This is a genomic window from Streptomyces lonarensis (genome assembly GCF_012033735.1).
Taxonomy (GTDB): Bacteria; Actinomycetota; Actinomycetes; order Streptomycetales; family Streptomycetaceae; genus Streptomyces; species Streptomyces lonarensis.
The window spans coordinates 1-6,100 of record NZ_JAAVJD010000278.1; the positions used below are offsets into that span (position 1 = coordinate 1).

Annotated in this window: 7 protein-coding genes; 4 read left to right on the forward strand and 3 right to left on the reverse strand. The window is 74.2% G+C overall.

Going from position 1 to position 6,100, the window contains the following annotated elements:
* Together HCN56_RS22665 and HCN56_RS27565 are read right to left on the reverse strand one after the other, a co-directional pair.
* Positions 1-1,243: chorismate-binding protein (locus tag HCN56_RS22665; protein ID WP_209313071.1), on the reverse strand; the 1,243-nt coding region annotated here is incomplete at its 3' end.
* Between the two features lie 109 nt (positions 1,244-1,352).
* Entirely contained in the window at positions 1,353-1,421 is a 69-nt protein-coding gene (locus tag HCN56_RS27565; protein ID WP_495502237.1) for a trp operon leader peptide, read from the reverse strand.
* A 95-nt stretch (positions 1,422-1,516) separates the two neighbouring features.
* On the opposite strand from HCN56_RS27565, the gene HCN56_RS22670 reads away from it, so the two are divergent.
* The 4 genes from HCN56_RS22670 (at position 1,517) to HCN56_RS22685 (ending at position 4,966) form a co-directional block, all read left to right on the forward strand.
* A complete protein-coding gene (locus HCN56_RS22670; RefSeq protein WP_167974073.1) occupies positions 1,517-2,866 on the forward strand; it encodes a class II 3-deoxy-7-phosphoheptulonate synthase in 1,350 nt (449 codons plus the stop codon).
* Positions 2,867-3,031: 165 nt separating this feature from the next.
* Positions 3,032-3,349 (forward strand): (2Fe-2S)-binding protein, encoded by a 318-nt coding sequence (locus tag HCN56_RS22675; RefSeq protein WP_376770915.1) that lies wholly within the window; start codon positions 3,032-3,034, stop codon positions 3,347-3,349.
* Between the two features lie 404 nt (positions 3,350-3,753).
* On the forward strand, positions 3,754-4,236 hold the full coding sequence (gene bfr, locus HCN56_RS22680; RefSeq protein ID WP_167935073.1) for a bacterioferritin: 483 nt from the start codon (positions 3,754-3,756) through the stop codon (positions 4,234-4,236).
* A gap of 91 nt (positions 4,237-4,327) precedes the next feature.
* A complete protein-coding gene (locus HCN56_RS22685) occupies positions 4,328-4,966 on the forward strand; it encodes a sulfite oxidase-like oxidoreductase (protein ID WP_376770916.1) in 639 nt (212 codons plus the stop codon).
* Between the two features lie 60 nt (positions 4,967-5,026).
* On the opposite strand, the gene HCN56_RS22690 is transcribed toward HCN56_RS22685, so the two are convergent.
* A complete protein-coding gene (locus HCN56_RS22690) occupies positions 5,027-6,004 on the reverse strand; it encodes a deoxyribonuclease IV (RefSeq protein WP_167974077.1) in 978 nt (325 codons plus the stop codon).
* Positions 6,005-6,100 lie beyond the last annotated feature (96 nt).

Here is a 6,100-nt window from a genome sequence, read left to right on the forward strand (position 1 = left end):
GCCCCGCGGTGCGCGGCGCGGCGCGGCCGGGTCGCACCCCCAGCGCCGCCAGGACGCCCGCGGCCTTGGCGTGCGTCTCCGCGACCTCGGCCCGGGGGTCGGAGCCCCGCACCAGCGTCGCGCCGACGCCGACGCGCAGTGTCCCGGTGGCGGCGTCGATGTCGGCGGTCCGGATGAGGATCGGCGAGTCCAGCGTCCGCGCACCGCCCGCGTCCCGGCCCAGCAGGGCGAGCGCGCCGGCGTAGTAGCCGCGGCCGTCGGCCTCGTGGCGTCGGATGACGCGGCAGGCGTTGCGGACGGGGGAGCCGGTGACGGTCGCCGCGAACATCGTCTCCCGCAGCACCTCGCGGGGGTCCAGCGCGGTGCGGCCGCGCAGCTCGTACTCGGTGTGCGCCAGATGGGCCATCGGGACCAGCCGCGGGCCGACGACGGTGCCGCCGTCGGCGACCGCGCACATCATCTTCAGCTCCTCGTCCACCACCATCGACAGCTCGTCGCGTTCCTTGGGGTCGGCCAGGAACGCCAGCAGCCCCTCGGTGTCGGGGCCCGCGGGCGGATAGCGGTAGGTGCCGCTGACCGGGTTCATCACCACGGTGCCGCCGGACGCCCGGACGTGGACCTCCGGGCCCGCGCCGACGAGGGTGCGGCGCCCGGTGTGCACCACGAAGGTCCAGTAGGCGCCGGTCTCCGCCGTCAGCAGCCGCCGGAACAGCGCGAGCGCGTCGGCGGGGCGGTAGCCGTCGATCGCGCCCCGGAAGGTGCGGCGGATGACGAAGTTGGCGCCCTCGCCGGTGGCGATCTCCTCGTCCAGCACCCGGCGCACGGTGGCGGCGTAGGCCTCGTCGTCGAGGTCGAACCCCTCGTCGCGCACCGCGACCGGGTGGTCGGGGAGGAGCGGCAGCAGGTCGGCGACCGGCAGGTCGTGCGCCTCCTCCGGGAGCAGCACCGTCAGCGGGGTGCCGTCGTCCACGACGTCGAAACCACGTTCGGAGAGCTGGCGGAACGGGACGAGGGCCAGTGCGCCCCACCGCTCGTCGGGACGGTCCGGGATGTCGGCCAGTCGGTCGAGGTCGCTGACGGGTCCGGTCAGCACCTCCACGGTCTCCCCGTCGAGGCCGGGGGTGCGGCGGCGCAGCAGCGCGAAGGGCGGGGCGCCGGGGGAGCTGAGCCGGGAGAGCAGCGCGGCGGCCGGGTGGACGGACGAGCCGGGCGCCGGGCGGTCGGGGGTGGCGGCAGGTGGCATCGGGTTTCCCTTGCGTGGGAGCCGGAGCGAGGGGCGAGCCGTGGCCGTCCGGGAACGACGACGGCCGCCCCTCGGGGCGGCCGTGGCGTCGATGTGGTCGATCGCGCGATCAGTGGGCCGCCGGAGGGACGGTCCACCACCAGGTACGGGTCGGCTGCGCGAACATGCCCGGGAGCATAGCGTCACCGGCGCGGTCCGCACACCGGGCGTGGCGGTCATCTCACTCCCCGGGCGGAGCGCGGGCCACGGCCGATGCGCCGCTAACCTGACCACGTGACCGTGAACGCTGACATCAGCACCCCCAGCGCCACCTGGCGCGACCTTCCCGCGGCGCAGCAGCCTGAGTACCCGGACCAAGAGGCTCTGCGCGCGGTGACCGCGGACCTCGCGTCCTATCCTCCGCTCGTCTTCGCCGGCGAGTGCGACCAGCTGCGCGCCCGTCTGGGAGCCGTCGCCCGGGGCGAGGCGTTCCTGCTCCAGGGTGGGGACTGCGCCGAGGCGTTCGACCAGGTGAGCGCCGACCAGATCCGCGCCAAGCTCAAGACGCTGCTCCAGATGAGCGCGGTACTGACCTACGCGGCGGCGGTGCCCGTCGTCAAGGTCGGCCGCATCGCCGGCCAGTACTCCAAGCCCCGCTCCAAGCCCACCGAGCGCCGGGACGGCGTGGAGCTGCCCTCCTACCGCGGCGACTCCGTCAACAGCCCGGAGTTCACCGTCGGGGCCCGGACGCCGGACCCGGAGCGGCTGCGGCGGATGTACCACTCCTCGGCGGCGACCCTGAACCTGGTCCGCGGCTTCACCACGGGCGGCTACGCCGACCTGCGGCAGGTGCACGCCTGGAACCAGGACTTCGTGCGGAACTCCGCCTCGGGGCAGCGCTACGACGCGCTGGCCCGGGAGATCGACTCGGCGCTGAGCTTCATGAAGGCCTGCGGCGCCGACCCGGCCGAGTTCCACAGCGTCGAGTTCTACGCCTCGCACGAGGCGCTGCTGCTCGACTACGAGGCGGCGCTGACCCGGGTGGACTCCCGGACGGGCAAGCTCTACGACGTCTCGGGCCACATGGTGTGGATCGGGGAGCGCACCCGCCAGCTGGACGGGGCGCACATCGAGTTCGCGGCGCAGGTGCGCAACCCGGTGGGCGTGAAGCTGGGGCCGACGACCTCCGCCGAGGAGGCGCTGACCCTCATCGACCGCCTCGACCCGGAGCGCGAGCCTGGACGGCTCACCTTCATCACCCGGATGGGGGCCGACCGCATCCGCGACCGGCTGCCGGAGCTGGTGGAGAAGGTCACCGCCTCCGGCGCGCAGATCGCCTGGGTCTGCGACCCGATGCACGGCAACACCTTCGAGGCCGCCTCCGGGTACAAGACCCGCCGGTTCGACGACGTCCTCGACGAGGTCAAGGGCTTCTTCGAGGTCCACAAGGCGCTGGGCACCCACCCGGGCGGCATCCACGTGGAGCTGACCGGTGACGACGTCACCGAGTGCGTGGGCGGCGGCGACGAGATCTTCGTCGACGACCTGCACCAGCGCTACGAGACGGCCTGCGACCCCCGGCTCAACCGCAGCCAGTCGCTGGACCTGGCCTTCCTGGTGGCGGAGATGTACCGGGCGCAGTGACCCGTGCCGCCGCCTCGCGGCGGCGGCCGGAGCCATGGCGCGGGGCGCGGGACACGGATCACACCGATCCGCGTCCCGCGCCCCTTTCGTGCCGCTCGCCCCGTGGGTAAGGTTAGGTTTACCTCACCGCCTCGGTGGGGTGTTCCGTGCGACCACGCCCCGGAGGTGACGGTGTTCGTCTGCTCGTGCTTCGGCATCACCGAGCAGCAGGTCCACGACCACGTGGCCGCCGGCGCCGGTACCCCTCGCGAGATCGCCGCCCGCTGCAAGGCCGGCACCGACTGCGGCTCCTGTGTCCGCCGTATCCAGGGCATCCTCGGCCGCGGTGCGCCCTGCGGTCGGCGGGCCGGTGCGAGTGCCGCCGCCCATCCCGTGTCGTCGGGGTCGCTCACCACCGCCGGTTCCGCTGCCCTGGCCGACGCGGCGCCGGTCGCGCTCCCCGTCGGCGCGCTGCCGTCACGCGGCGACTCCGCGGCTGCCTGAACCCCCTTCCCGGCTGCCCCGGCCGGGGCAGCCCTGCTGTCGTCCCCGCCCGCCGGCCCGCCCGCGGCGCCGTGTGCCGCCGCCCGGGGCAGCCGCTTCCCCCCCTCTCGCGCCGCCGCCCGCACCGAGTGGCGGCTTCGTCGTGTGCGGGCGGCGCGCCCGGTCCGCGCGGTGCGCAGCCGGGTACCGGGGGCCCGCCCCGGCCGGGTGGCGGGGGCCGAGCTGTCGGTGGCGGGAGAATTCTCGGGGTGCCACAAGGGAATTCGCCGTTCCGGGGTGCCCGCTGTTTCTCCTCGCGGGGCCGCCGCGCGCGAATATGGTAAGCCTTCGCTTACTGGACGTGATCGGGTGAACGGTGCCACCATGCGGGGCAACCGTCCCCTTTCCGGAAGGAGCTCCGCGCGATGCAGGGCGACCCCGAGGTCATCGAGTTCCTCAACGAGCAGCTGACCGCCGAACTCACCGCTATCAACCAGTACTTCCTGCATTCCAAGATGCAGGAGAACTTCGGCTGGATCAAGCTTGCGAAGTACACGCGCGCCGAGTCCTTCGACGAGATGAAGCACGCGGAGGTCCTGACCGACCGCATTCTCTTCCTGGACGCGCTGCCGAACTACCAGCGGCTTTTCCACGTGCGGGTCGGGCAGACCGTGACGGAGATGTTCCAGGCCGACCGCCAGATCGAGGTCGAGGCGATCGACCGGCTGCGTCGCGGAATCGAGGTGATGCGCGCCAAGGGCGACGTCACCTCCGCCAACATCTTCGAGTCGATCCTCGCGGACGAGGAGCACCACATCGACTATCTCGACACGCAGTTGGAACTCATCGAGAAGATCGGTGAGCCGCTCTACATCGCCCAGCTGCTGGAGCAGCCCTCCGAGGCCTGACGGCGCCGGGAGGCCGAGGGGACGCGCACCCCGGGCAGGGCAGCGGCCCGCCCGGGGTGGCACTGCGACCGCTCCGGGTGGGTCTGTCACCATGGGTGCCATGGGACTTCCGGACGATTCGGGCGCGCGGACGGCGCCGGGGCGGTTGCCTCCGGGGCAGCGCGTCCAACGGGGCTGGCCGGTCACCCACTACGGCCCCGTCCCGCGGTTCCGGCCCGAGCGCTGGGATTTCCGGGTCTTCGGCGCCACCGCGGACGGCGCGGGGCACAGCTGGGACCTCTCGGAGTTCTCCGCGCTCCCCTATGCGACGGTCACCGCCGATCTGCACTGCGTCACGCGGTTCAGCATGCTCGACGCCGAATGGGGCGGGGTGCGGACGCGGACCGTTCTGGAATCGGCGCCGCCGGCGCCCGGCGTCACCCACGTGATGGTGTGGGCGGAATACGGTTACAGCGCCAATATCCGCCTGGCGGATTTCGCTGCGGAGAACGCCGTGTTCGCCACCCATTGCGGCGGCGAGGCGCTCACCGTTGAGCACGGCTTCCCGGTCCGCCTCGTGGTGCCGCACCTCTATGCCTGGAAGGGGCCCAAGTGGGTCCGCGGGGTGGAGTACATGACGGCCGATCGGCGCGGCTTCTGGGAGGAGCGCGGCTACCACAACCTCGGGGAGGTCTGGGCCGAGCAGCGCCACTCCTACCAGGAGGAACCCGGCGACGGCCCGGAGCTCTGACCCCTCCGCGGCGCCGTCCCCGCGCCGCCGTCCCCGCGACTGCCGCCGGGCCACGGGCCGTCAGCCCGCCGCCTCCCGCAGCTCCTTCAGCAGGCGGATGTCCGCGAGGTGGCCCTCGTGGCCGCCCGGTGTCTCGATCACCAGCGGCACTCCGGCACTGCGCGGGTCGGCCAGCAGCTCGCGGAACGCCTCGGGCCCGATGTGGCCGGAGCCGATGTTGGCGTGGCGGTCGCGGCGCGCACCGGTGACGTCGTGGGAGTCGTTGGCGTGGACCAGCCGCAGCCTCCCCGGGCCGGCGGCGGCCTCCAGCCGGTCCAGCAGGGCGGTGGCCCCGCCCGGCGCCGCCAGGTCGTGGCCCGCGGCGAAGACATGGCAGGTGTCGAGGCAGACACCGACGCGCGGATGGCCGTCGAGCGCCTCCAGGTAGGGGCCGAGCTCCTCCGGCAGCGAGCAGAGCGACGCGCCCTGACCGGCGGTCGGCTCCAGCAGCAGCCACGGCGGCTCCGGGCCGTCGGTGCCCGCCCCGGCCGTGCCGCTCGCGGCCCCGCCGGGGCGGGCCGCCGCGTCCAGCTCCGCCAGCAGCGGCAGCAGCAGCTCGCGGACCTGTGCCAGCGCCACCGAGCGGTGGCGGCCGCCGGTGGCCGACCCCGTGTGCACCACCACGCCCTCGGCGCCGATCTCCGCCGCGCGCCGGAGCGAGTGCCGGAGCGAGTCGACCGATCGGCGCGCCGTCTCGGGGGAGTGCGAGCCGGGGTTGATCAGGTAGGGCGCGTGGACGAAGACGCGCAGGCCGCGCTCGGCGCACCCCGCGCGGAACGCCGCGTCCTGCCGGGGGTCACCGGTCGGCGTGGCCCAGCCCCGGGGGTTGGCCACGAAGACCTGCACGCACTCGGCGTCCAGGGAGTCCGCGTGGGGCAACCCGGTCCGCGCCAGTCCGCCGGCCACCCGGATGTGGCCGCCCACCGGGTTCCGCTGCCGTGCGTCGTCCGGTGCTCGGCCGTCCTCGGGGTGCGGCGTGGGCCGCTGTGCGCTGGTCACGGTGGACCAGGGTGCCACGCCCGGCGGCCGGCGGGCTCCCGGGGGCGGCCCCTGCCCCCGGCCCGCCGGGGACAGGCCGCGCGCCCGGGCCCGGAC

Bases quoted from the DNA above. Each gene is read 5' to 3' on its own strand.
- bfr (WP_167935073.1), top strand. From the start codon at position 3,754: ATGCAGGGCGACCCCGAGGTCATCGAGTTCCTCAACGAGCAGCTGACC.
- HCN56_RS22685 (WP_376770916.1), top strand. From the start codon at position 4,328: ATGGGTGCCATGGGACTTCCGGACGATTCGGGCGCGCGGACGGCGCCG.